This window comes from Streptomyces flaveolus (assembly GCF_014648815.1).
Taxonomy (GTDB): Bacteria; Actinomycetota; Actinomycetes; order Streptomycetales; family Streptomycetaceae; genus Streptomyces; species Streptomyces flaveolus.
In genome coordinates this window covers 415413-438330 of the sequence record NZ_BMRV01000003.1, presented here as the reverse complement: position 1 = coordinate 438330, position 22918 = coordinate 415413, and the positions used below count along the sequence as shown (strand labels likewise).

Sequence of the window (22918 nt, the reverse complement as noted above, 5' to 3'; positions counted from 1 at the left end):
CGGCGCCTTCTGACGGCGTCACAGTAGAGCGGCATGTACATCGATGTAAATGGGCGTGCGCGGATCCCCGCCGCTCCGCGTCTGCGGTACGCGACAGGGCCCGGTCCGCCGGAACCGGGCCCTGCGTGGCCGGTGTCGAGGACACCGCGAGGACGAAGTCCCGGGCGCGGCGGCCGGCTGCACGGGGCTGACGGTGGTTCGTCGTTGTGCGTGGACGAGGCAGCGATCAGTTGGCGGGGTCAGCCGATACCGGGTGCCGAGCGACGGAACTCAGTGGCTGGGCTGCCACTCCCGCCTGAGCAGCCCGTAGACCCACGAGTCGGAGACGTCGCCGTTGACGACGCAGTCCTCCCGCAACGTCCCCTCGCGCACGAAGCCGAGCTTCTCCAGCACGCGGGCGGAGGCCACGTTGCGCGTATCGGCCTCGGCTTGGACGCGGTTCAGGTCCAGCGTGTCGAACGCCCACCCCAGCAGAGCGCGCGCGGCCTCGGTCGCGTAGCCCTGGCCCCACACCGCATCGTCGTAGCAGTAGCCGAGCGAGGCGCTGCGGAAGTCCGGATTCCAACTGTTCAGGGTGCACCAGCCGATGAACGCCCCGTCGGAGACACGGTCCACGGCCAACCGTGCCCCGGTGCCCTCCTGTTCCATCCGCCGGCAAGCAGTGATGAAATCCCCGGCGCGCGAGCGTTCGGTCCACGGTGGCGAGTCCCAGTAACGCAGGATGTCCGCGCGGCTCTGCAGTGCGAAGAGGTCGTTCGCGTCCGCGTCTTCGAAGGCACGCAGCCGAAGACGAGCGGTGTGCAACGAGGGGGTGGGCAGCGACGCCCTCATCTTGTCTCCCTGGTCGGTGGCCGACCCATCAGACATCCGATGCGGGCCACTCGCAACGGGTTTTCCCGGCTCCTCCGGTGTCCTGCCGGGGCCGGCGCCGCCCCGCGCTCCTGGCCACCGTTCTGAGCTCCGTCCGTCGTACGCCTGAGGTCACAGCATCAGGCGCCCAGTGCGGGTCACCGCGGGCGGGGGTCGGTGTTGCTTGCGAAGACCGTGCTGACGTGACGGTAGAGCTTTCCGGTGCCGCCGAGTTCCTTGAGTACCGGCTCCCACACGGCCGCGATGTGCGCCGCCGCCTGTTCCTCGGAGAGCCACTCGGAGAAGCTGAGCACCTTGGTCCCGTCGAGGCTGATGGACAGATGGGCCGCGACCGCGCCGGGGTACGCGCGGTCCTCGCCCTCCGTGCGTTCCTCGGACGCCAGCAGCCCGTCGAGCCAGGCGCGGGCCGCGTCCTCGTCGGCGGTGTCGAAGAAGGCGACCGGGAAGGACTCGGGCAGCGGCGCCGGTTCGGGCACGGCGGTGCCGCGCACCGTGCGGTAGTGCCGGAACGGGATCGCCTGTCCCTGAAGGGCACCCTCGACCGCGTCGACGTCGCCACGCCATACCGCGCTCGTGGGACCCTCCAAGGCTTCGGCCAGTCGCCGCCGCGTCGCCCACTGGGTGTAGACGAGGACCGTTTCCTCCTGACCGTCCGCGAAGACGGACAGGGACAGCAGTCCGTCGGGCCAGTTGTCGCGCTCCTGCGTTTCGCGGGTCAGGGCCTCGGCCACCGCCCGTTGCCACCGCGGCCCGTCGCAGCGCACCGTGGTCACCAGGACGACCGCGCTGTCCGCGGCGTCGAGGACGGGTCGGGCGGGAGCGGAGGACGGATGCGACACGGGATCTCCTCGGGACAGCTCGGAACGGGTCGGTTCTGGTGCGCGGGCGCGGTGGCCCGCGGGACGGATCCAGTCTCGACCGGCCCTGCGACCGTCCCCAAGGCCCGACGTCTCAGAATTGCGCAAGTTCTTCCGCGAGAACGTCAACTCCGTGTCAGGAGTTGCTCGGTGAGGGCTTCCAGGCGGCCGGCCGCGGCGCGGTCGAAGCCGTGGGTGTCGACCCTGATCCGCTGCCCCTCGATGAAGGCGGTCAACGGGTCAGCGGGTGGATCGTCGAGGGCGGCGGCGATCGGCGGCAGCGCGGCGGAGACGGGTTTCGCGTGCCGCTGCATCGACCGGATGTGGTCGAGAGTCTCCGCGTCGTAGACACCGGAGAAGCCGGTCGCGGTCACCCCGGGGTGGATGAGCACGTACCGGATGCCGGTGGTGGCGCCGTACCGTTCGGCGAACGCCACGCCCAGCAGGTCGTTGAGTTTTCCGCCCTGGCCGAGGGCGGCGCCCCCGTGGTACCCGTGCCGCAGCTGCAGGTCGTCCCAGCGCACGACGCCGAGGCCGGCGCCGGGGCCCGCGACGTTCACGACGACGGGCCGCTCCGCCTTGCGCAGCGACTCCACCAGCCCGTGGCCGAGGAGGTAGCGGCTCAGGTAGAAGAGGGCGAAGTTCTCCTCGTAGCCCTCAGCGGTGACGGTGCGGCGGTACTGGTAGTGCCGGGCGCAGAGGACCAGCGCGTCCACGGACGACGCCTCGCGCGTGATCTCGTCGACGGCCGCGGAGGTCTGGGCCAGCAGGCTCAGGTCGGCGGTCACGAACCGCGCCCGGTCGGCGGCGCCGTGCCGCTCGGCCCGCTCCAGGTAGGCGCGGCCCTTGGCAGGGTTCCGCCCGATGACGAACACCGAGTCGCCCCGGGCCAGATGCCGCTCGGCCAGGGCTCTGCCGATGCCGTCCGTACCTCCGGCGATGACGAGGGTCTTCACTTCGGGTCTCCTTGCGTCGTCACGACGGACCGCGCACCGGCCTCGTCCTCGCGGCCGGGCTCTTCCGGTGCCGCCCTGTCCGGAGCACCGGGGTCGCTTTGGTCGTCCTTCGCCTCTGGGCGGCCCGGCAGCTGGGTGGAGGCGGCCAGGGTCGCCAGGAGCGCGATCGTCACCGTCCAGGCGGCGGCGTGGAATCCTCGTACGGCGTCGCCGTCGCCCACGGTCTGCACGACGAGCGCGACGGTCGCGATGCCGATCGAGGCGCCGAGCTGGTTGAGCATGTAGAGAACCGAACTCCCCTGCGGCACCAGGGCCGGTGGCAGCGTCCGGTACAGGGAGGCGATCGTCGGGGCGCCCACCGAGCCGAGCCCGAGCCCGAGCGTGAACGCGATCACCGCCGTGAGGGCCTCGGGGGTGTGTGCGCCGACCTGCGTGAAGGCGAGCGCACTGAGCCCGGCGACGACGCCACCCGCGAGGACGGGACGGCGGGAGCCCAGCCGGTCGGACAGCCGTCCGGTGAGGGGCATGGAGAGAGCGGATCCGACCCCCAGCGGGGCGAGGAGCAGGGCCGAGGCGAACGTGCCGTGCCCGCGGGCCTGTTGGTAGTAGAGCGGCAGCGCGAAGAGGCTCGCGAAGGTGGCGAGCCCGACCAGCGAGCCGACCGTCACGCTGGCGGAGAAGCTGCGCCGGGCGAACAGCCGAAGGTCGATGAGAGGAGGTGTGCGCCGGGCGCCGAGTGCGTGCGCCGCGTACCCGGTGAGCAGGAGGATCGCGGCGGCGAGCGGGACGAGCACCTGCCAGGTGACGAAGGCGGCGCGCTCGGCGGCCTGCGACAGTGCGAGCACCCCCGCCGCGACGCCCGGACCGATCAGGGCGAGGCCGACGACATCGAGGCGGGAGACCTCTCGCGCGGAGTCGGGTGCATCCTTCGGGACGACGACGCGGGCGAGCAGCAGGGCGACGATCCCGATCGGGATGTTGACCAGGAACATCCAGCGCCAGGGCAGTCCTTGCAGGATGATGCCGCCGATCACCGGTCCGAGGACGGGGCCGCTGGACCCGACCACCCCCATGAGCCCCATGACACGTCCGGCACGTCCCGGGCCCGCGGCGCGGGCGAGCAAGGTGAGCATCAGCGGGTCGATCAGGCCCGCTCCCAGGCCCTGGACCACGCGGAAGACGATGAGGCTCGCGGCGTCCCAGGCGAGCCCCGAGCCGATGGAGCCGGCGAGGAAGACGACGAGGCCGAGCAGCCACAGGCGTCGGCCGCCGAACCGGTCGACGGCCCAGGTGGTGACGGGAATGGAGAGGGTGACGGCCAGCAGGTAGCTGGTGGAGACCCAGCTGATGGTGGCCAGTGAGGTGTCCAGGTCGTGGGCCAGGGTGTCGGCAGCGACGGCGATCATCGAGCCGTCGAGGATCCCCATGATCCCGCCCAGCAGGACGACTCCGATCAGCCGCCGCAGAGCGGGGTCGAGTCGTCCGTCCGGTAGTTGCGCCATGACTGTCTCCGAGATTCGAGCGGAACAGGGCGAGCGGAAAAGCCGTGTGCGGGCAGGGGCGAACGATCACGGGCCACCCGTCGCCGACTGCACCGGCTAGTGCACTTTATGGGTCTGGGAAGTCTGATTGCAATGACACCCCCAGTTGATTGCACCGACCAGTGCAGTTTCTCGCACGTGTGGGTACGATGGCCCGGTGACCGGAGCAAGCGCAGCGAGGAAGACGGGCAAGGCGGCCCCGCGGGCGGCGTCCCGCGGACGTATCGACAAGCGGGAGGCGATCCTGAGTGCCGCGTTCACGGTGTTCTCCCAACGCGGCTACGCTCGCGCGTGCATGGAGGAGATCGCGGAGGTGGCGGGCGTGGCGAAACACACCGTGTACAACCATCTCGGTGACAAGGAGAACGTGTTCCGCAGCGCGCTCGAAGCGGCCGCCGACACCGTGATGGCCGAGAACCTGGCCGTGGTCGAGCTGCTGACCCTCGACGGACACGGACCCGAGGCCGGCGACGAGGACCTGCAGTCGACGTTCGAGGACGTGGCACACCGCCTGCTGCTCCGATGTTGCGACGACCGTTCGTGGGCACTGCGGCGGCTGTTGTACGCGGAAATCGCCCGGTTCCCCGAGCTGCTGGAGATCGTCTGGGGTCGGGGCGCGAGCCGCCTGCAGCAGTCCCTCGCCGACCGTCTCGCCCGCCTGTCGCTGGCCGGGCGGCTGGGCCCGTGTGATCCGGCGGAGGCCGCCGAGCAGTTCCTCGCACTGCTCACCGGCCCGATGGAGCGGCGCTCCCGCCTCGGCACCCACGCGGTGGACGAGGAGGAGCTGCGCGCCGTCGCGGGGTCGGCCGTACGCACCTTCCTGCTGGCCTACCAGCGGCCCGCCTGAACTCACCGCGCTCCGCCCTGCTCCCCCTCCACCCGGCGGCGTCCTCGTGAACGACGATGAACTCCTGTGAACGCCCCTTTAAAGCCGCAGTCGCTCCCTCCCCGCTCCGCCGATGCGGGTGAACCATCGAGCATGTGCGGCTTGTCGAACGACTACGGCAACGAGGGAGGCACCATGCAGATAGTGATGGCGGGCACCGCCACGGACGGATCCGGCTCGCCCGTGATGCGTCTGGAACGACTCGGCCACGACGTCACTTGCGTCACCACCGGCGCCGCGGCGCTGGAGGCGCACCAGGACGCGGAACTGGTTCTGCTCGATCTGGATCTGCCGGACATCGACGGTCTGGAGGTGTGCCGCCGCATCCGGGCGCTCACGAGGACACCGGTCATCGCATTCACCGACAGCGGTACCGAACTCGACCGTGTCCTCGGACTGCGGGCCGGTGCCGACGACTGCCTCGACAAGCCGTACGAATTCCGCGAACTGGTCGCCCGTATCGACGCGGTGACCCGTCGGACGCGGTCACGGGAGACGGGCCGGGAATCGCTGACGGTGGTGTCCATCGGCGGTCTGTCCATCGATGCGGCCTCCCGCGAGGTCATGGTGCGCGGGCGCCATGTCGATCTGACTCGGAAGGAATTCGACCTCCTCTACTATCTCGCCCGGCACTCCGAGAAGGTCGTCAGCCGGCAGCGCCTGATGACGGAGATATGGGAGGATTCGAGGCCGCAAGAGCTCGGGCCGCGCGCCAGCCGCACCGTCGACACCCATGTCAGCTCCCTGCGCAGCAAGTTGGGCGACAGCGGATGGATCCGCACGGTGCGCGGGGTCGGTTTCCGGGTGGGGCACGGCTGCTCTTGACGGCGAATTGTGAATAAGTGGTTGTTGCCCTGACGATCGCATCCTGAATTCCGGCCTAGAGTCGAACGGACGGCATCCGCCCGATTCAGCGACGGAGATTCCCGTATGACATCCACCGATTCTCGTTCACCTGAGAAATCCTGCCCCTTCCTCGCCTCGGACTTCACCTCGGAACGCCTCGAAGTCGACCCGAGGTACGCGCAGTTGCGTCGGACCCAGCCGGTGAGCCGTGTGACCATGCCCCATGGTGGTGACGCCTGGCTGATCACCCGCTACGACGACGTCCGCGCGGCGCTCGCCGACCCCCGGCTCAGCCGGGCCGCGGGCATCGGCAAGGACGTGCCCCGCTCCAGTCCGCTCATCCAGCAGGCCGAGTCGCTTCTCAGCATGGATCCGCCGGAACACACCCGGTTGCGCCGGCTGGCCGCCAAGGCGTTCACCGTGCGGCAGGTGGAAGCCGTCCGGCCGCGGGTGCAGGCCATCGTCGACGGACTCGTCGACCGGCTGGAGGAGTCCGGCTCCCCCGCCGACCTGGCGAGCGGGCTCGCCTGGCCGATGGGCATCACGGTGATCTGCGAGACGTTCGGTGTCCCGGAGGAGGACCGGGCCCGGTTCCGGGCCTGGACCGACGAGATGATGGCGCTCACGGTCGCGGACCCCGCGGCGATCCAGGCGGCGCGGGACGGCCTCGACGCCTATCTGCGCGGCCTCATCGCACGCCGGATCGCCGAGCCTGGCGACGACCTGCTCAGTCGGCTCGTCACGGCTCGAGAGGGCGCCGATCAGCTCACCGAGGCCGAACTGGGCATCTTCGCCGTGGACCTGCTGACCGCCGGCCACGAGACCACCGCGAACCAGACGGGCAACTTCCTGTTCACGCTGCTGTCCCGGCCCCGCCTGTGGGACTCCCTGGTCGAGAACCCCGGCCTCGTGCCGTCGGCCGTGGAGGAACTGCTGCGCTACACGCCGCTCGCCACCAGCGTCGCGCCGTTCTCCCGGATCGCCGTCGAGGACTTCGAGTTCGGTGGTGAGCTGATCCGTGCCGGTGACGCCGTCGTCGCGCAGAACGACTCGGCCAACCGGGACGAGAGCGTCTTCGAACGCCCGGAGGAGATCGACTTCACCCGCCTTCCCAACCCGCATCTCGCCTTCGGACACGGTGCCCACCACTGCCCCGCCGCACCGTTGGCACGGCTGGAACTGAACATCGCCATCGGCACGCTGGTCCGCCGGCTGCCCGGGCTGCGCCTGGCGGTGCCGGTCGACGAGGTCGTGTGGCAGAGCAACCGGGTGATGCGTGGCGTCAAGGAACTCCCTGTGAAGTGGTGACACCCGCGCGGACGCCGACGGCGCGGCGCCTCCCCTCGATGGGGTGGCGCCGCGCCGTCGAGGTACGGCCACTGTTGGCTCAGCGGAAGGATGCCGCGTGCTCCCGCGCCCACGCGGCGAAGGACACGGTGCTGCGCCCCAGTACCCGCTCCGCGTCGGGCAGCGGCGTCCCGGGCCGGCCGTCGCGCTGCTCCTGGTGGGTGAGCATGGTGTCCGCGAACGCCTCGGGCAGCACGGCGATCAACTGCGCGCGCTGCTCCTCGCGGCCGATCCGCTCCACGGCGACCCGGAGGCCGGCGGCCTGCCCGATCAGCTCCGCCTGCCGGCGCGCCGACAGTGATTCGGGGCCGGTGATCCGCAGCACGGCACCCCGGTGGGCGTCGTCGAGGAGGGCGCGGAACGCCACCTCCGCGAGATCCCCTTCGTGCACGGGCTCGCTGTACGTGTCGGGGTAGGCCAGGCGCAGGCCCTGGCCCGCGCGGATCGGTGCCGCCCACTGCAGCGCGTTGGCGGCGAACGCGCCGGGGCGCACGAAGGTCCAGCCCAGGGGCGAGGAACGCAGTGCTTCCTCCACTTCGCGGTGCAGTCGGGCGATGGCGCTCTCCTGCGCGCCGTCCGCGTCGATGGCCAGCGACGACAGGAGGACCACGTGCTCCACCCCGGCATCCACGGCCTCCCGGACGAACTGCTGGGCGGTGCCGGGACGTGCGTACAGGAAGACCCGGCGGATCCCCTTGAGCGCCGCGGGGAACGTGCCCGGGTCACCCAGGTCCAGGTGGACGGGCGGTTCCCCGCCGGCCGGGTTCCCCTCCCCGTTGGCGCTCGCGGCCCGGACCGGGACGCCGGCGTCGCGGAGGTGACGGAGCACCCCGCGCCCGACGCGTCCGCGGACTCCGGTGACGAGGACGGTCATGGCGTACTCCTGCCGCTCGGGGTGACGTGCTGTCGCGGGTCGATGCTGTGGTGCAGGTGGTACCGCTTGAAACCGATGGGACGGACGCCCGGGGTGGCGCCGGTGGCGCGCAGGGTGGCCTGCCGGGTGGTGCCGCGCAGGAAGGCCTCGTGTGCCTCGTCGCTCGTCCACTCCGCGTAGTTGAGCACGCGGCTGCCGTCGGTGCTGGTGTGGAAGTGCGCCGTCAGCATGCCGCGATGCTGCTCTTCAGGGGCGCCGTCGAGCGCCGCGACGACGGCCTCGATGAGGCGTTCCTGCCGTTCGGCGCCGTCCACGTCGAAGGCGGCCACGACCACGCATCCGGGCGCCGTGGACGAGGTGCCGCGGACGATGCTGCGGCGCAGCCGGTACTCGACGGGTTCGGCGCGGGCGGAGCCGGTCAGGGTCCGGACGAACGGCCGGTAGGAGTCCGCGTGTCGGGCCTGGACGTAGGTGAGGACGGTGTCGTCGTCGGTGCCGAGGTAGGCGTGGAAGGCGATGACGCCGTCGGGCCGGGCGCCGTGCCACTGGCCGGCCACCTCGTCGAGCAGGGCGATGCCGGCAGCCCGGCCGGGCACGTACCACTGGGTGACGAAGACCGCGTGGGCGTCGGGGCGCCGGATGTCCGGGTACGCGGGCGCGGGCAGGGTGTCACGAGCCATAGGGATGCTCCTGCCGTGCGGTGCGCAGTGCCCGTGCCCACCAGTGCAGTTGGTCCAGCAGCGCCTTGGCCGCCGCCTCCGCGGCGGGGTCCAGGGCCGCTCCGTGCGGGTCGAAACGGTCCCAGGCGCTGTGGAAGCTGACGGTCTCGCGCACCGTCACGGCGTGCAGTTCGGCGAAGACCTGGCGCAGGTGCTCCACGGCCCGCAGGCCCCCGGCCAGTCCCCCGTACGAGACGAGGCCGACGGGCTTCGCGGCCCACTCGGTGAGGAACCAGTCGAGGACGTTCTTCAGCGAGGCGGGGAAGCTGTGGTTGTACTCGGGGGTGACGACGGCGTACGCGTCGGCCCGGGCGAGTTCGTCGTGCAGCTCGTCGCGGACGGCGGCGGTCTCGGGCGGCGGCTCGTGGCCCGGCTCGGGCAGGGTCACGGGCAGCGGGAAGTCCCGCAGGTCCACGGTTCGGACGACGAGTTCCGGGCGGGCGCGGGCGCGGTCGGTGAACCAGTCGGCGACCGTGGGGCCGAGGCGTCCGTCACGGACGCTGGCCGTGACGACGACGAGGGTGAGCGGGTCGTGCGGGGCGGTCATGCGAGGGCCTTTCCGGCGGAGGTGGACGGGGTGGACAGCGCCGCCGTGAGGCCCACGGCGGCGACAACGGTGATCAGGGCGAGGGCAGGCCGTTGTCCGTGTCCCGCGCCGAGCAGCCAGGCGGTGAGCGGCAGCATGGGAACGGCGCCGAGCTGTACGGCCGCCTGGTAGGCGCGGACGGCAGCAGGCCGGTCCACGTCGGCTGCCGACGAGGCGGCGCGCAGGTTGAGCGCGGCGAAGGACAGTACGAAACCGGCGCCGACGAGCAGCAGTGTGGGCAGGATCCCGCTGGCGTACGAGGTGGGGGCGGGCCGTGCGAGCAACAGGGCGTAGCCCGCGAGCGGTGCCGCGGCGCCGAGGGTGATCAGCCGTGCCGTGCCGTAGCGGGCCGTCAGACGGCCGGCGAAGGGCACGGTCACGGCGAGCGGGACGCAGGCGGGCAGCAGGGCGAGCGCGTTCTGCCAGGGCGACCAGCCGAGCCCCTCTTGCAGGTGGAAGGTGAGCAGGAACAGCAGGCTGTGGTAGGTGCCGTTCAGTGTGGCGGCGGCGACCGCCGTGCGCAGCAGGGTGCCCTCGCGCAGCAGTCGCAGCACGGGCCGTGAGGTCCCGGGCGCCCGGGGGACGTCCGGCAGCAGCCGCAGGGCGAGGAGGAGCAGGATCAGGGCGAGCGGCCCGGGGAACCACAGGGTCCAACGCCAGCTCGCCCCGAGCAGTGCCCCGGACAGCAGGAGGCCCGCCGTGAAACCGGCGGCGCCGCACAGGGAGTAGACGGAGACCGCGCGGCGCCTGCGCGGTCCGTCGGGGTACGCGGTGGCGATGAGGGCGAGGCCGGCCGGGGCGGTCAGGGCCGCGCACGCGCCCTTGAGGACGCGCGTGGCGACGAGGAGCGCGGGGTCGTCGGCGAAGCCGCCGGCGAGGGAGGCCGCGGCGAAGCCCAGCATCGCCGCCAGGTAGAGGCGGCGGGTGCCGAGCCGGGCGACGAGCCGCGTCCCGAGGATCAGCAGCAGGGCGAAGCCGAGGGCGAACCCGCTCATCAGCCACTGCACGGCCTCGGCCGACAGGCCGAACTGCGCGCGGACGGTGGGCAGGGCCACCAGGACCACGGACACCTCGATCGCGTCGAGAAGCATGTTGGCCGACAGGATCAGCAGGACGACCCGGTTCCTGACGTCCCGGTCCCCGCCGCTGGGCGCGGCCGTGCCGGCCGGGCCGGCCGAGGTGCCGGTCATGGCGCGGCGCGGGCGAGGAGCGGCGGGAGCTGCTCGGTGATCAGCTCCACGTTCTCCGTCACCAGGTCGTCCGGCATCCCGGCGATGCTCGCCCAGAAGATGAGGTGGCGTACGGGCAGTCCCGCGGTGAGGTCCTTGATGCGGGCGGCCGCGTCCTCGGGAGTGAGGATGTCGAGCAGTCCGCGGGTGTCCTCGGCATCCGGGTCCCGCAGGTCCTCGAGGGTCAGCGGCGGCGGGCCGTCCTGGCCGGTGCCCTGCAGGGCACCCCGCCGGTAGGAGTTGACCTGGTGCAGCAGGTGGGGCCCGATCCGCTGCCAGGCCGCCTCGGGGTCGCTGGAGAGGATGATCGGCAGCAGGTCGCCGACCCGGGCGGTCCCGGGTGGATGGCCGCCTTCGGCGAGGCCCTTGAGGTAGTGCTCGTAGCTCGGCCGGGAGATGTGCAGCAGGCCGAGGCCCAGGCGCCCGGCGATGCGTGCGCCGCGCGGCCCGTAGAAGCCGCCCCACACCGGCGGCGGGTCCTGGAGCGGTGCGGGGGTGATCTCCTGGTTGCGCCACAGCCGGAGGATCTCGGCGATGTTCCGCTCGGTGTGCTGGAAGCGGCGCCCGAACTCGGCGCCGAACAGGTCGTACTCGGGCCGCCGGTAGCCGGCACCGAGGCCGAGTTCGAGGCGGCCGCCGCTGATCAGGTCGACGAGGGCGGCCTGTTCGGCGAGGTCGACGGGGTGGTGCAGCGCGGGCAGGACGACGGAGGTGCCGATGCGGGCGTTGCGGGTGCGGGCCGCGACGGCGGCGGCGAACGTCAGGGGCTGCGGCAGGTAGCCGTCCTCGAAGAGGTGGTGTTCGGTGAACCAGAGGCCGCCGACGCCGCGCCGGTCGGCCTCCTCGCACAGCTCCAGCGTCTGTGCGTAGTGGGCGGCCCGCGGGCGGTGCCACTGGTCGGGATTGCGCAGGTCGAAGAGGAGTCCGACGTCCACGGTGTGCTGGTCCTCCGGTACGGGGGCGGGCGGCAGGCTCATCCGAGGAGGGTCCCGCCGGTGGCGTCGATGAAGGCCCCGGTGATCCAGCGGGCCTCGTCGGTGGCGAGGAACGTCACGACGTCGGCCACGTCACCGGCCTCGCCGACGCGGTGGAAGGCGGAGAGCGCCGCCATCTGCTCGACTGCCTCGGGGATGTCGAAGACGTCGCTGCCGTTGTTCGTGATGCCGGGTGCGACGCTGTTGATGGTGATGCCGCGCGGGGCGAGCTGCCGGGCCAGGTGCAGGGTCAGCTGTTCGATGGCGCCCTTCGTCATCGCGTAGGCCGTCTGGTCGGGGTTGGCGACGCGGGTCAGGCCGGAAGAGATGTTGATGACGCGGCCACCCTCGGGTATCTGCGGCAGGGCCCGTTGCAGCAGGAAGTAGGGGGCCTTGGCGTTGACGGCGAAGAACCGGTCGAACTGCTCCGGCGTGAGGTCCTCGGGGGCGATGCCGCTCTGGGTGGTCTCACCGGCGTTGTTGACGACGATGTCGAGGGTGGTGCCGCCGGTGCGTTCCTTCAGGCCCCTCTCCAGACCGAGGAAGAGCTCGTGCACGTCGCCGGGGACGCCGAGTTCGGCCCGGACGGTGAAGCCGCGCCCGCCGTCCTTCTCGATGAGGTCCAGGGTCTCCTTGGCGGCCGTTTCGTTGCCGGCGTAGTGCACGGCGACGAGCGCACCCTCCCGGGCGAGGCGGACGGCGATCGCCCGGCCGATGCCGCGGCTGGAGCCGGTGACGAGAGCGGTCTTTCCGGTGAGTCGGGTCATGCGGCAACTCCTGGTGAATCGTGGGGTGTCGGGGATACATCGACGCCGCTGATGACGCGGGCGAGGTGGCCGCACGCCTCGTCGAGGCCGAGCAGTTCGGCGAGTACCGCGCGCAGTCCCTCGACCTCGGGGCCGCCGAGCAGCAGCCGGGACTGGGCCCGGATGCCGGTGAGGGTGCGGGCGCCGGCGCGGTGGCGCAGCCGGTCGTAATCGTCCAGCCCGGGTTCGCTGGACCGGCCGGTGGCGAGGCCGGCGAGCCGGTGTCCGAGGGCCGCAGCGTCCTGAAGGCCGAGGTTGAGGGCTTGTCCGCCGACCGGCATCTGCACGTGGGCGGCGTCTCCGGCGAGCACGACGCGGCCCTTGACGTACCGGTCGGCCTGGCGGGCGGTGTCGTCGAAGGCGTTCAGCCACACGGGGGTGCCGTGTCCGATGTCCTCGCCGGTGACCTTCGCCCAGGCCGCCACGACTTCGTCGAAGGTTGGAGGGCCGGTGCGCGGCCCGGTTGCGGCGCCGTGCAGGTGCACCATGATCCGGGTCGTGCCGTCGGGCCAGCGGTGGGCGGTGGCCAGGCCATGGGGGTGGCGTTCGAAGCGCCGGTTGGGTACGCCGATGCCCGCGACGTCGGCGCGCAGCATCTCGAGGGTCGCGTCGTCGCCGGGGAAGTCGAACCCGGCGAGCTGCCGCACCGTGCTGCGCTCGCCGTCGCAGCCGACGACGTACGAGGCCGCGAACCGGCGGGGTCCACCGCCGAGTTCGATCCCGGAGACGACGACCCGGTCCGGGTACTGGTGCAGCCCGGTGACGGCGTGGCCGCGGCGCACGGTTGCCCCGAGGCCGGTGGCCCAGGTGTACAGGGTGGCTTCGAGCCGGGTCTGCGGGCATTTCCACTGCCCGGCGTAGGGGTGACCGGGGACGGCGGCCCGCAGGTCGAGCGGGAGCCCGCCGAAGTGTCCGGGCCCGCCGTCGGGCAGCGGGCCGAGCCGGTCGAGGATGCCCCGCTCGGCGAGGATCTCCATGGTGCGCGTGTGGAGGGTGGAGGCCCGTGACTCGGTCACCGGCGCGGTGAGCTGTTCGAGGACGGTGACGCGGGCGCCGGCCCGGCGCAGGTCGCCGGCGAGCAGCAGGCCCACCGGGCCGGCGCCGACCACGATGACGTCGGTGTGGTCGGGCGCGCCTGTCTCTGGGACGGAGTTCATGGTCAGCGCCGCGCTTCCGCGTACCGCTTGGCGTGGCCGAGGGTCGCGCGGCTGTTCCCGCCGAGGGCTTCCCGGATGAAGGCCCGGGCCTCTGGGACGCCTGCGCCGTCGCCGAGCACCTGGGTGATGGCGTCGGGGTTCAGGACGACCGTGTGCTGGGACGTGGCGGTGGTGACGCCGTCGGGCCCCTCGTCGAGCTGCCAGTAGCCGGTGTGCAGGGTGAGCAGCGCGGGCAGCGTGGTCTGCTTGTAGGCGATCCTGTGATGGGGGAAGGACACCCGCACGGATTCGGTGGTGTGGGTCGAGCCGTCCTTGGTGCGGGTGTCCATGCGCAGGGTCTGCAGCCCCGGGGTGTCCTCGGTGAATTCGACGGAGGCGACGTGGGGCAGCCGCTCGGTCCACCGGTCGGCCTCGTTGAGGAAGTCGAACACGTCCTTGGCGGAACCCGCGACGCGAACGCTGTCCTCGAAGGAGAGGGTGAGCTCGCCGGCCTGCGCGGTGAGTTCCAGGTTGCCCTTCAGCGCGGGCAGTTCGGCCCGGCTGTTGCGGTCGACGGCCGCGTCGATCCAGGCGAGGGACTCGGGGTCGTCGTCGATGGCACGGTAGGTGTGCAGCAGGCGTACGCGAGTCTCCTCGGCGGCTACGGGTTCGATGATCCAGGTGCCGGTCATCTCGGCGACCGGTGGTGCGGAGACCTCCTGCCAGAAGCGGATGCGCAGGGCCTCGGGGTCGAGGACGCGACGGGAGGTCCAGTTCTTGGCCTCGCCGTTGGCGGTGGCCCAGATACGGATCCGCTCCTCGTCCCCGTCGCGTTCCAGGTAGTCGACGTAGACGGACGGCGGAAAGAGGCGGGGCCAGTTCTCCACCTCGGCCAGCAGCCGGTACACGTCGGCTGCGGCCGCCCGCACCGTGATGTCGTGCTCGACCTCTCGTACGGTCATGGCTGAGCTCCTTTCGGGTGTGCGGGGTCTAGAAGTTGCCGAGGCCGCCGCAGACGTTGAGTGCCTGCGCGGTGATGGAGGCCGCGGTGTCCGAGGCGAGGTAGCCGACGAGGCCGGCCACCTCCTCGGGGGTCGAGTAGCGGCCGAGCGGGATCTTGGCCTGGAACTTGGTCAGGATGGCGTCCTCGGTCGTCTCGTAGGCGGTGGCGTAGCCCTGGCGCACGCGCTGGGCCATCGGTGTCTCGACGTAGCCGGGGCATACGGCGTTGACGGTGATGCCGGTGGGGGCCAGTTCGTTGCCGAGTGCCTTGGTGAAGCCGACGACGCCGTGCTTGGAGGCCGAGTACGGGGCTCCGAGGACGACGCCCTGTTTCCCGGCGGTGGAGGCGATATTGATGATGCGGCCGCGGTCCTTGGTGCGCAGACCGCCGGCGTTGAGCACTTCGCGGGTGACGCGGAAGACACTGGTGAGGTTGGTGTCGATGACGTCGTCCCACAGTTCGTCGGCGAGGTCGGCGGTGACCCCTCCCCCGCTGCGGCCCGCGTTGTTGACGAGGACGTCGACGGGCCCGTAGCGGTCGACCGCGGCACGGACGAAGTCCCGTACGTCGTCGGGCGAGCGTACGTCGAGGACGGAGCCGCCGACGTCGAGTCCCTCTTCGCGCAGTTCCTTGACGGTGGCGGTCACGTTGTCGGCATTGCGTGCGCCGATGAACACCCGGTGGCCCTGGGTGCCGAGCAGCCGTGCGACGGCGAGGCCGATGCCGCTGGTCGCCCCGGTCACCAGCGCGACGCGCGGTGTGGTCGTCCCTTCGGTCATGCTGGTCTCCCTCAGGCGGCCTGGGCGGCGGCGATCAGGCGGGCGTTGACCGCGTCGACCAGTTCGCCGGGGGTGCGGGCCTCGGCGAGCGTGTCGTCGTCGAGGGTGATGCCGTACTCGCGCTCGATGCGGCCGCCGGTCTCCAGGAGGGCCAGCGACTCGTAGCCGAGCGCCTCGAACTCGGTGCCGAGGATGTCGCCGTCGAGGTCGACCGCCTCGTCGGCGCCGGCCGCCTCGCGCAGGATGCGCCGCAGGTCGTCGAGGGTGAACGGGGTGGGCGGGGAGAAGGACATGGCTGAGCCTTTCCGGGGTGGGGTGTGGGTGGAGCCACGGGTGTCAGCGGGTGGCCGCGCGGACGACCAGCGCGGAGTTGAAGCCCCCCTGGCCGCGGGCCAGGACGAGGGCGGTGCGCAGTGGCGCGGGGCGCGGGGCGCCGGTCACGAGGTCGAGGGCGTAGTCGTCGGCGGGACGGCTGGCGACAGTGGGCGGGATGACGCCGTCGCGCAGGGCGAGCAGCGCGGCGGCCAGGTCGAGCGGCGCGGCACCCGAGTAGAGCCGGCCGGTCATCGTCTTGGGCGCGGTGACCGGGACGCCGCGCGGACCGAACACGTCGGCCAGGGCCTGTGCCTCGACGCGGTCGAGTTCGGGTACGGCGGCCGCGTCGGCGAAGACGACGTCGATCTCGCCCGGTTCCGCGTCCGCGTCCTCCAGGGCCAGTTCGACGGCGCGGCGCAGACCTGAGGGGCGGTCGCTGCCCGGCCTCGGGTCCATCGTCGCGGCGTGTCCGGCGATCTCGCCGTAGATCCGTGGGGCGCCGCGGCGGCGGGCGTGCTCGGCGTCCTCCACGACGAGCAGTGCCCCGCCCTCGCCGGGCACGTGTCCGCTCGCTTCCGCGTCGAAGGGCACGTAGGCGCGCTCGGCGTCGTGGCGGGTGGTGAGCCGGCCGCCGGCCTGCTGCGCCACCCAGCCCCAGGAGCAGATGGATGCGTCGACGGCCCCGGAGACCACCAGTGAGGTGCCCTTGCGGATCTGGCGGCGTGCCTGGGCCACGGCGTCGAGGCCGCCCGCCTGGTCGCTGACGACGACGCTGCTGGGGCCGCGCAGGCCGTTGCGGATGGAGATCTGGCCGCTGTTGACGGCGTAGAACCAGGCGAAGGACTGGTATGCGGAGACGTACTGGCCGCCCTTGCTCCAGAGTGCCTGCAGCTCGTGCTGGCCGAACTCGAAGCCGCCCGAGTGGCTCGCCGTGATGACTCCGGCGGCGTAGTCGGGGAGGTCTGCGGGGTTCACTTCGGCGTCGGCGAGGGCCCAGTCGGCGCTCACCAGCGCGATGCGGGTCATGCGGTCGGTCTGGGGCAGCAGCCGGCTCGGCAGGTGGTCGGCCGCCTGGAAGCCGCTGATCTCGCCGGCGAGCCGGGAAGGGTAGGACGAGGCGTCGAAGCGGGTGACCTGTCCGATGGCGCTGTGTCCGGCCAGCGTGTTGCGCCAGTACTCGTCGAGGCCGAGGCCGTTGGGTGCCGCGACGCCGAGGCCGGTCACCACGGTGCGTACGCTCATCGAGCGCTCCGTTCGGGCCGGGCGAGCACGACGGCGCTCTGGAAGCCGCCGAAGCCGCTGCCCACGGACAGGACCGCGTCGGTCAGCTGGTCGCGGGCGGTCAGGGGGACGTAGTCCAGATCGCACTCCGGGTCGGGGGTGTGCAGGTTGGCGGTCGGCGGCACGACGTGGTGTTCCATGGCGAGAGCGGACGCGGCGATCTCGATCGAGCCGATGGCGCCGAGCGAGTGTCCGACCATCGACTTGATGGAGCTGATGGGGGTGCGGTAGGCGTGCTCGCCGAGGCTCGCCTTGAAGGCCGCGGTCTCGTGCCGGTCGTTCTGCTTGGTGCCGGAGCCGTGGGCGTTGATGTAGTCGATGTCCTGCGGGTTGAGGCGGGCCTCGTCGAGGGCGACGCGGATGGCCTCGGCCATCTCCCGGCCGTCGGGCCGCAGTCCGGTCATGTGGAAGGCGTTGGAGCGAGTCGCGTAGCCGGCGATCTCGGCGTAGACGTGGGCGCCCCGGGCGCGGGCGTGGTCGAGCCGTTCCAGGACGAAGACGGCGCAGCCCTCGCCGAGCACGAAGCCGTTGCGGCTGGCGTCGAAGGGGCGTGAGGCGTGTTCGGGGTCGTCGTTGCGGGCGGTCGTCGCTTTGATGGCGTCGAAGCAGGCGACGGTGATCGGCGAGACGGGGGCGTCGGTGGCGCCGGCCACCATGACGTCGGCGAGTCCGTCGCGGATGACCTCGGTGGCGTAGCCGATGGCGTCGAGGCCGGAGGTGCAGCCGGTGGAGACGACGGTGCTGGGTCCTTCGGCGCCCACCGCCCAGGCGACCTCGGTGGCGAAGGAGCTGGGGACGAGGAAGTTGTACAGATGAGGTACCGCATAGGCGTCGTCCACCACGTCGAGGCGTCCGCCGTCGCTGACCGTGCGGTACTCCTGATCGAGTCCGGTGGTCGCGCCGACGGCGCTGCCGATGGTGACCCCGGTCCTGGCCGGGTCGAGGGCGTCGAGGTCGAGTCCGCTGTCCTGGACGGCCTCGCGGGCGGTGACGATCGCGAACTGGGCGGCGCGGTCGGTGCGGCGGATCTCGTGCGGGGTCAGCCCGGCGAGTTCCGCGTCGAAGTCGACCTCGGCGGCGATCTGGGAGCGGAACGGGGAGGGGTCGAAGAAGGAGATGCGGCGCGTCGCGGTGCGACCGTCGGTGAGGAGTTGCCAGAAGTTCTTGGTGCCGAGCGAGCCGGGGGCGGTCACACCGATGCCGGTGATCACGACCCTGTGGCCGGCGGAGCGGGTCACCGGGCGTTCCAGTGGTAGAAGCGGCGGGCCATGGCGTCGGCGGGCGAGCGCCAGGTGGCGGGGTCGTAGGCCTCGATGTGCGGCTTGAGGTCGTCGCTGATGGCGACGAAGCGCGGGTCGGTCTTGGCGTCCTCGATGCGCTCGCCTCCGTCGGCGTCGTCGAAGTCCTGCAGATGGAAGTAGAGGCCGCGGTAGGCGAAGAGCTGGCGCCTTCGGGTGCCCATGAGGTGGGGCATCTCCGTGGTGTCGAACGCGCCGAAGAGGCGGGCGACTTCGTCGTCGGAGCCGGGCTGGAGCCGGGCGACGATCAGGGTGCTGTGCATCGTTACCTCTCTTGGGAACCGGTGCGGTGCGGCCCGAACCAGCGGGCCAGGGCGGTGGGCAGGTCGTCGTGGCTGCCGGGCGCGGCCCACGCCACGTAGCCGTCCGGGCGCAGCAGCACCGCGGAGCTGTCGTGCGGGACGTCGCCCGTGGGGCGGGCCGTGACGATGTCGACGCGGTCGCGCCAGGGGGCGGCACGGCGGCGCAGCCACGGGTTGTCGTCGAGGTCGAGCAGCACGCCGCGGCCGTGGCGCAGCAGTGCGGCGCTGGTGGAGGGGCGTTCCCGGACGGTCACGGGTACGGCGGGCAGCCGGGCGCCGAGCAGCGGGTGCTGTCCGGCGCCGACGTCGTAGCGGATCTCGATGCCGCTCACCTTGGCGGCGAGATGGCGGGCCACCTGTTCGTAGGAGACCAGTTCGGTGAGTACGTCGCGCAGTGGCTGGACCTCGGCGCCACCGAGGATCAGCAGGCTCTGCGCCTGTGTGTTGGCGAGCAGGTTCCGCCCCACGGGGTGCCGTTCGCCGTGGTAGGTGTCGAGCAGCTGCGCCGGGGCGCGGCCGTGCAGGACGGCGGCCAGTTTCCAGCCGAGGTTCACGGAGTCCTGGATGCCGGTGTTCATGCCCTGGCCGCCGGCCGGCAGGTGGATGTGTGCGGCGTCCCCGGTGAGCAGCACCCGGCCGCGCCGGTACTCGGTCACCTGCCGGGCTGCGTCGGTGAAGGCGCTGACCCAGACGGGCTCGGCGTGGGCGATGTCGTCGCCGGTGAGGCGTTTGTAGGTGTCGGCGACCTCCTCGAAGCGGGGTGGCCCGTCGCGGCGGCGCGGCGGGGTGCCGCGTTCCCCGACGATCACGCGGTGGACTCCGTCGCCGAGCGGAGCGGACATGATCATGCCGTCGGAGAGCAGCTCCCCGGTCGCCCGGGATGCCACGTCGACGCCTCGGATGTCGGCGAGGAGCAGTTCCGTGGTCGCCGCCGTCCCCGGGAAGTCGAAGCCGGCCGCCTTGCGTACGCGGCTGCGTCCGCCGTCGGCGCCGACGAGGTACCGGGCCCGCAGCGCGTGCCGGCCGGCCGGGCCGTCGACGTGCACTGTCACCCCATCCGCGTCCTCCTCCACGTCGCGGAAGGTGTGTCCGCGCCGGATGTCGGCGCCCAACCCGCGTGCCCAGGCCTCCAGTACGGTCTCGGTGCGGGACTGCGGGACGGTTCTGGCGGCCTTGTGCGCGCCGTCCAGGACGCTGAAGTCGAGCGGGATGCCGCCGAAGTGCCCCTGCGTGCTGGTGACCGGACGGCCGAAGCGGGGCAACAGCCCTCGCTGGTCGAACGTCTCCATCGTGCGGATCGTGAGGCCGAGTCCGCGGGACTCACCGGTGCGTCGCGTCAGCCGCTCGATGACGACGACGGCTGTTCCGGCCAGGCGCAGTTCTCCGGCGAGCATCAGGCCGGCCGGGCCTGCTCCCACAATGACGACCGAAGCGTCCATTCAGCTCTCCCGGTGATGTGGCGGTGATTGCCGGTCCGACGGGCCCTCGCCGCGTTTTCGTTCGGCGGCCTGGAGCAACCGCAAATATCGTCGGCGGCGGCCGTGTGCGATTTCAACCCGGGAAGGTGCAGGACCCACAAAAGGACCTGTCAGGCAATCGTCAACGAGACGCATTCTGCAAGGAATTCGACAAGCGAATGTCAGAGGAAGTACAAATCTGCGGATCCGGGCGCAGTCGGCGGCCGGGACCGGCGCGCCGTGTGACTCAGGTCACTGCCGGATCACGCTCCGCCTCCCTAACCTCGCCGCACGTACCCACATGGGTGACGGAGCGCCGCCGATGTCGCTCCCCAACGCCTTTTACAGGCTTGTGAATTATCCAGGTCCGGGGTTGTAGCGACTCTGCAGATTCGGTCAGGCTGCATCGGTCGCACGGCTGCGACATGGAACCGGGGGATCTGATGCGTGCATTGGTGGTCGATTCCGATGCGGCCGAAAGCTCTTTTCTCAGCGCCGAACTGCAGCGCCATGGTTTTGATGCTCAGGAATGCGTGACGGGAGCCGAGGCCCTGGAAATACACGACAAGTTCGATCTGCTTCTGCTCGATCTGCGGTTACCGGACATCGACGGGCTGGAGGTGTGCCGTGCCGTTCGCGCCACGAGCGACGTTCCGCTGATCGCGTTCGCCTCGGGCGACCACGGACTCGACCGTGTCCTGTGCCTTCAGGCCGGGGCCGACGACTGCCTGGCGAAGCCGTTCGGGCTGCGGGAACTCGTCGCCCGCATCGAGGCGGTGCTGCGCCGTTCGCACCCCGCGCAGGCCGCACCGCGTCCGTCGACGGACCCGCTGGCCCGGGGTTCGCTCTGCATCGACCCGCTGACCCGGGAGGTCCGGCTCAACGGCCGGCTCGTCAACCTCACCCGCAAGGAGTTCGACCTGCTGCACCGCCTGGCCGCCGACCCGCACACCGTGCACTCGCGAACCCGTTTGATGACGGACCTGTGGGGCTACCCCAGCGGCTCCACCCCGGACGCGCGGGCGAGCCGCACCATCGACACCCATGTCAGCGCCCTCCGAGCCAAGTTGGGCGCTCCGGACTGGATCCTGACCGTACGCGGCGTCGGCTTCCGGTTCGGCCGTGCCTGATCCGCCTCGCGCCCGGGCCATCACCTGTCGACCCGCCTCACCCCTCTCTCCCCGTTCGTTCTTCCTTTTCCACGACTGGAGTTGACGTCCCATGCCCCGCCAGCCCGGATCCGCCGGCCGCAGAGCCGCCACCGCGATCGCCGTGATCGTCTCCCTCACCCTGCCGCTGACGGCCTGCTCGGCCGACGGATCCGCCGGCGGCTCGGCGAAGGCGCGCTCCGGCGGGGAGCTCACCTTCGCGTTGTCCTCCGATCCGACCTGCGTCGATCCGCACCAGGCGGTCACCAACGACGCCATGTACGCGATCCGCGGCGTGGTCGACTCGCTCACCGACCAGGACCCGAGGACCGGGAAGATCGTGCCCTGGCTCGCCACCTCCTGGGAGGTCGCCGAGGACGCCTCGCGGTTCACGTTCCACCTGCGTTCGGGCGCCACCTTCAGCGACGGGACGCCCGTGGACGCGGAAGCGGTCAGAAAGAACCTGGACGCCGTCGCCGCTCTCGGCGCCCGCTCGATGCTCGGGTCCGGCTACCTCCAGGGCTACCGGCACACCGAGGTCGTCGACGCGCACACCGTCCGGGTGGTCTTCAACAGGCCCAACGCCCAGTTCCTCCAGGCCACGTCGACGCCTACCCTGGGGCTGCTGAGCCCGGCCACGCTGCGGCGCGCAGCGGAGCAGCGGTGCGCCGGGCCGGTGATCGGCTCGGGCCCGTTCACGCTCAAGAGCTATACACCGGACAAGTCCGTCGAGCTGGACCGGCGCGACGACTACCAGTGGGGTTCCACGCTGTGGCGCAGCCGCGGCGCGGCCCGCCTCGACAGGATCACCTTCCAGGTCGTGCCCGAGTCCGGCGTGCGTTCCGGCAGTCTGACGTCGGGGCAGGTCGACGCGATCGCCGGGGTGGCTCCGCAGGACGAGGCGGGTCTGAAGGCGCAGCGGGTGTCCGTCGTCAGCCGCGCCAATCCGGGGGTGCCCGTGGCGCTGAGCGCCAACACGGCGAGTCCGCTCGGCGCGGACGTGGCCGTGCGGCGTGCGCTGCAGGCGGCCGTCGACCGCGAGGAGGTCGTCGCCACGGTCCTCAGCCCCAGCTACCGGACCGCGACCAGTTCGCTGTCGAGCACGACCGACGACTACCGGGACAACGTGGCACTGCTGCGCCACGACACCGGCCGCGCCGCGTCCCTGCTGGACGCGGCGGGGTGGCGAACAGACGCGGACGGCATCCGCGTCAAGGACGGCCGGAAGCTGAACCTCGAGGTCATCCTCGGTACCAACTTCGGCCCCAACCAGTCCGCGCTGGAACTGATCCAGCAGCAGGTGAGGAAGGCCGGCATCGGGCTGACCCTCAGAGTGCTGTCGATCGCCGACTACCAGAAGGCCAGGGCGGCCGGCGACTACGACCTCGCCTGGGGCAACGGCACCCGAAGCGACCCGGACATCCTGCGGACGGCCTTCTCCTCGAAGCTGCTGAACCTCTCCCGCATCGACGACACGACGCTGGAGCGGGAACTCGACGCCCAGGCGTCGGCCTCCGACCCCGGGCGGCGTGCCGCGCACGTGGCCACCGCGCAGCGCCGTGTCCTCGAACAGGCCTACCAGATACCGGTCTTCGAGATGACCAGCGTCTTCGGGCTGTCCCAGCGGGTGCACGGCGTCGTGTTCGACTCCGCCTCCGGCCTCCAGTTCCACGACGCGTGGCTGTCGTGAGGACGCGCGAGAAGCGGC

General features: G+C 71.6%; 21 protein-coding genes and 1 pseudogene. 5 read left to right on the top strand and 17 right to left on the bottom strand.

Annotated elements, in window-relative coordinates; translation table 11 throughout:
* Positions 1-270: 270 nt before the first annotated feature.
* The 4 genes from IEZ05_RS09760 to IEZ05_RS09745 all read right to left on the bottom strand — a co-directional run bounded on the left by IEZ05_RS09760 (position 271) and on the right by IEZ05_RS09745 (position 4185).
* Complete coding sequence (locus IEZ05_RS09760; RefSeq protein WP_189229611.1) at positions 271-831, bottom strand: GNAT family N-acetyltransferase; 561 nt, start codon at positions 829-831, stop codon at positions 271-273.
* Positions 832-1007: 176 nt separating this feature from the next.
* A complete protein-coding gene (locus IEZ05_RS09755; RefSeq protein ID WP_189229610.1) occupies positions 1008-1709 on the bottom strand; it encodes a hypothetical protein in 702 nt (233 codons plus the stop codon).
* A gap of 143 nt (positions 1710-1852) precedes the next feature.
* Entirely contained in the window at positions 1853-2683 is an 831-nt protein-coding gene (locus IEZ05_RS09750) for an SDR family NAD(P)-dependent oxidoreductase (protein ID WP_189229609.1), read from the bottom strand.
* Positions 2680-4185: an MDR family MFS transporter gene (locus tag IEZ05_RS09745; RefSeq protein WP_189229608.1), complete on the bottom strand. Its 1506-nt coding sequence runs from the start codon at positions 4183-4185 to the stop codon at positions 2680-2682. The genes IEZ05_RS09750 and IEZ05_RS09745 overlap by 4 nt, the downstream gene beginning before the upstream one ends.
* 196 nt (positions 4186-4381) lie before the next feature.
* Between IEZ05_RS09745 and IEZ05_RS09740 the strand changes: the two genes are divergently transcribed.
* From IEZ05_RS09740 to IEZ05_RS09730, 3 genes are all read left to right on the top strand, one after another.
* The gene (locus IEZ05_RS09740; protein ID WP_189229607.1) at positions 4382-5071 is read left to right on the top strand and encodes a TetR/AcrR family transcriptional regulator; all 690 of its coding nucleotides are present in this window, start codon (positions 4382-4384) and stop codon (positions 5069-5071) included.
* Between the two features lie 132 nt (positions 5072-5203).
* Positions 5204-5935, top strand: a complete 732-nt coding sequence (locus IEZ05_RS09735; protein ID WP_373298738.1) for a response regulator transcription factor — start codon at positions 5204-5206, stop codon at positions 5933-5935.
* Between the two features lie 237 nt (positions 5936-6172).
* On the top strand, positions 6173-7264 hold the full coding sequence (locus IEZ05_RS09730; protein WP_457852741.1) for a cytochrome P450: 1092 nt from the start codon (positions 6173-6175) through the stop codon (positions 7262-7264).
* A 79-nt stretch (positions 7265-7343) separates the two neighbouring features.
* Here the strand turns inward: IEZ05_RS09730 and IEZ05_RS09725 are convergent, their stop codons facing one another.
* The 13 genes and pseudogenes from IEZ05_RS09725 to IEZ05_RS09660 all read right to left on the bottom strand — a co-directional run bounded on the left by IEZ05_RS09725 (position 7344) and on the right by IEZ05_RS09660 (position 20044).
* Positions 7344-8177, bottom strand: coding sequence for an NAD(P)H-binding protein (locus tag IEZ05_RS09725; protein WP_189229605.1), 834 nt, complete (start codon positions 8175-8177; stop codon positions 7344-7346).
* Complete coding sequence (locus IEZ05_RS09720) at positions 8174-8857, bottom strand: antibiotic biosynthesis monooxygenase (protein WP_189229604.1); 684 nt, start codon at positions 8855-8857, stop codon at positions 8174-8176. Before IEZ05_RS09720 ends, IEZ05_RS09725 begins: the two co-directional genes overlap by 4 nt.
* Positions 8847-9443 carry an NADPH-dependent FMN reductase gene (locus IEZ05_RS09715; RefSeq protein ID WP_189229603.1) on the bottom strand — a complete coding sequence of 199 codons (597 nt, stop codon included), beginning with the start codon at positions 9441-9443 and terminating at the stop codon, positions 8847-8849. Before IEZ05_RS09715 ends, IEZ05_RS09720 begins: the two co-directional genes overlap by 11 nt.
* Entirely contained in the window at positions 9440-10672 is a 1233-nt protein-coding gene (locus IEZ05_RS09710) for an MFS transporter (RefSeq protein WP_189229602.1), read from the bottom strand. Before IEZ05_RS09710 ends, IEZ05_RS09715 begins: the two co-directional genes overlap by 4 nt.
* Positions 10669-11688: an LLM class flavin-dependent oxidoreductase gene (locus tag IEZ05_RS09705; protein WP_229869634.1), complete on the bottom strand. Its 1020-nt coding sequence runs from the start codon at positions 11686-11688 to the stop codon at positions 10669-10671. The genes IEZ05_RS09710 and IEZ05_RS09705 overlap by 4 nt, the downstream gene beginning before the upstream one ends.
* Positions 11685-13648 (bottom strand): annotated as a pseudogene (locus tag IEZ05_RS37185) (SDR family oxidoreductase). Before IEZ05_RS37185 ends, IEZ05_RS09705 begins: the two are co-directional and overlap by 4 nt.
* Before the next feature lie 2 nt (positions 13649-13650).
* Positions 13651-14589, bottom strand: a complete 939-nt coding sequence (locus IEZ05_RS09690) for an aromatase/cyclase (protein ID WP_189229599.1) — start codon at positions 14587-14589, stop codon at positions 13651-13653.
* 28 nt (positions 14590-14617) lie between these two features.
* The gene (gene fabG / locus IEZ05_RS09685) at positions 14618-15409 is read right to left on the bottom strand and encodes a 3-oxoacyl-ACP reductase FabG (protein ID WP_189229598.1); all 792 of its coding nucleotides are present in this window, start codon (positions 15407-15409) and stop codon (positions 14618-14620) included.
* A gap of 11 nt (positions 15410-15420) precedes the next feature.
* Entirely contained in the window at positions 15421-15702 is a 282-nt protein-coding gene (locus IEZ05_RS09680) for an acyl carrier protein (RefSeq protein WP_189229597.1), read from the bottom strand.
* 43 nt (positions 15703-15745) lie between these two features.
* Positions 15746-16966 (bottom strand): ketosynthase chain-length factor, encoded by a 1221-nt coding sequence (locus IEZ05_RS09675; protein WP_189229596.1) that lies wholly within the window; start codon positions 16964-16966, stop codon positions 15746-15748.
* Positions 16963-18243: a beta-ketoacyl-[acyl-carrier-protein] synthase family protein gene (locus tag IEZ05_RS09670; RefSeq protein ID WP_189229595.1), complete on the bottom strand. Its 1281-nt coding sequence runs from the start codon at positions 18241-18243 to the stop codon at positions 16963-16965. The genes IEZ05_RS09675 and IEZ05_RS09670 overlap by 4 nt, the downstream gene beginning before the upstream one ends.
* Positions 18240-18566, bottom strand: a complete 327-nt coding sequence (locus IEZ05_RS09665; RefSeq protein WP_189229594.1) for a TcmI family type II polyketide cyclase — start codon at positions 18564-18566, stop codon at positions 18240-18242. Before IEZ05_RS09665 ends, IEZ05_RS09670 begins: the two co-directional genes overlap by 4 nt.
* Positions 18567-18568: 2 nt before the next feature.
* Entirely contained in the window at positions 18569-20044 is a 1476-nt protein-coding gene (locus tag IEZ05_RS09660) for an FAD-dependent monooxygenase (RefSeq protein ID WP_189229593.1), read from the bottom strand.
* Positions 20045-20487: 443 nt separating this feature from the next.
* On the opposite strand from IEZ05_RS09660, the gene IEZ05_RS09655 reads away from it, so the two are divergent.
* Complete coding sequence (locus tag IEZ05_RS09655; RefSeq protein ID WP_229869633.1) at positions 20488-21192, top strand: response regulator transcription factor; 705 nt, start codon at positions 20488-20490, stop codon at positions 21190-21192.
* 91 nt (positions 21193-21283) lie between these two features.
* Positions 21284-22900: an ABC transporter substrate-binding protein gene (locus IEZ05_RS09650; RefSeq protein WP_189229592.1), complete on the top strand. Its 1617-nt coding sequence runs from the start codon at positions 21284-21286 to the stop codon at positions 22898-22900.
* The last annotated feature ends 18 nt before the right edge of the window (positions 22901-22918 follow it).

Excerpts from the sequence above, each read along its gene's own strand:
- IEZ05_RS09760 (WP_189229611.1), bottom strand. The coding sequence starts at position 831 with ATGAGGGCGTCGCTGCCCACCCCCTCGTTGCACACCGCTCGTCTTCGG.
- IEZ05_RS09745 (WP_189229608.1), bottom strand. The coding sequence starts at position 4,185 with ATGGCGCAACTACCGGACGGACGACTCGACCCCGCTCTGCGGCGGCTG.
- IEZ05_RS09735 (WP_373298738.1), top strand. The coding sequence starts at position 5,204 with ATGTGCGGCTTGTCGAACGACTACGGCAACGAGGGAGGCACCATGCAG.
- IEZ05_RS09730 (WP_457852741.1), top strand. The coding sequence starts at position 6,173 with ATGCCCCATGGTGGTGACGCCTGGCTGATCACCCGCTACGACGACGTC.
- IEZ05_RS09725 (WP_189229605.1), bottom strand. The coding sequence starts at position 8,177 with ATGACCGTCCTCGTCACCGGAGTCCGCGGACGCGTCGGGCGCGGGGTG.
- IEZ05_RS09720 (WP_189229604.1), bottom strand. The coding sequence starts at position 8,857 with ATGGCTCGTGACACCCTGCCCGCGCCCGCGTACCCGGACATCCGGCGC.
- IEZ05_RS09715 (WP_189229603.1), bottom strand. The coding sequence starts at position 9,443 with ATGACCGCCCCGCACGACCCGCTCACCCTCGTCGTCGTCACGGCCAGC.
- IEZ05_RS09710 (WP_189229602.1), bottom strand. The coding sequence starts at position 10,672 with ATGACCGGCACCTCGGCCGGCCCGGCCGGCACGGCCGCGCCCAGCGGC.
- IEZ05_RS09705 (WP_229869634.1), bottom strand. The coding sequence starts at position 11,688 with ATGAGCCTGCCGCCCGCCCCCGTACCGGAGGACCAGCACACCGTGGAC.
- IEZ05_RS09690 (WP_189229599.1), bottom strand. The coding sequence starts at position 14,589 with ATGACCGTACGAGAGGTCGAGCACGACATCACGGTGCGGGCGGCCGCA.
- fabG (WP_189229598.1), bottom strand. The coding sequence starts at position 15,409 with ATGACCGAAGGGACGACCACACCGCGCGTCGCGCTGGTGACCGGGGCG.
- IEZ05_RS09680 (WP_189229597.1), bottom strand. The coding sequence starts at position 15,702 with ATGTCCTTCTCCCCGCCCACCCCGTTCACCCTCGACGACCTGCGGCGC.
- IEZ05_RS09675 (WP_189229596.1), bottom strand. The coding sequence starts at position 16,966 with ATGAGCGTACGCACCGTGGTGACCGGCCTCGGCGTCGCGGCACCCAAC.
- IEZ05_RS09665 (WP_189229594.1), bottom strand. The coding sequence starts at position 18,566 with ATGCACAGCACCCTGATCGTCGCCCGGCTCCAGCCCGGCTCCGACGAC.
- IEZ05_RS09660 (WP_189229593.1), bottom strand. The coding sequence starts at position 20,044 with ATGGACGCTTCGGTCGTCATTGTGGGAGCAGGCCCGGCCGGCCTGATG.
- IEZ05_RS09655 (WP_229869633.1), top strand. The coding sequence starts at position 20,488 with ATGGAACCGGGGGATCTGATGCGTGCATTGGTGGTCGATTCCGATGCG.
- IEZ05_RS09650 (WP_189229592.1), top strand. The coding sequence starts at position 21,284 with ATGCCCCGCCAGCCCGGATCCGCCGGCCGCAGAGCCGCCACCGCGATC.